Origin of the sequence: Vibrio sp. 1727 (assembly GCF_033344415.1) — a bacterium.
Lineage (GTDB): Bacteria > Pseudomonadota > Gammaproteobacteria > Enterobacterales > Vibrionaceae > Vibrio > Vibrio alginolyticus.
Map to the genome: position 1 here is coordinate 1 of NZ_JAWPOT010000486.1, position 580 is coordinate 580.

Genomic DNA, 580 nt, shown 5'->3' on the forward strand with positions numbered 1-580 from the left:
GTCATGATGCCGATTTCGCTCGAACTCATTAAAACGCTCGAACTGGGAGAGTGGCAGCAAGGTGATACTCAATACGAAGATGAGACTCCGCTAGCAACTATGCACTTAGTGTACGCTGGCCGGATAATATTCACCGAGCATCAAGCGTTACAAGGTGAAGTGGCGATTCAATCTATTGCCGACATGATCGAACAAGAAATGTTGTTGCCAGGCTTTGCTCCATTGCGAAAACAACAAATTCAACACTGGAAAATCTACAATTCCCTAGGTCTGAATACTGAACTGGTGGATAAGAAAGTCCTTGATGAACTTTGTTTTTCTGCTTGGCTGACTGAACAACTGGCAACGCTCGGCGTTGAAAGTGTTGATGACATCGAGTTGTTCGAGGCCGATGACCTTCCATTTGAAGGCATTCCCGAGTGGGAATACAACGACTTCACAGAGCAGTACCCTCTGAAGCTCGTGTTAGCTGAGCTCAAGCTTGATGTGGAATATTTTGTGTCTCGCAAGTTGGTTCATGTCATCTACACAGAAGGAAATCGCAAAGGTGACCCTAAACGCTGGGAACTTCCTAGATGGG

The 580-nt window shown here is 46.0% G+C and carries 1 pseudogene; it reads left to right on the plus strand.

Going from position 1 to position 580, the window contains the following annotated elements:
* Nucleotides 1-580 (plus strand): annotated as a pseudogene (locus tag R8O10_RS26505) (ATP-dependent RNA helicase); the annotation flags it as partial.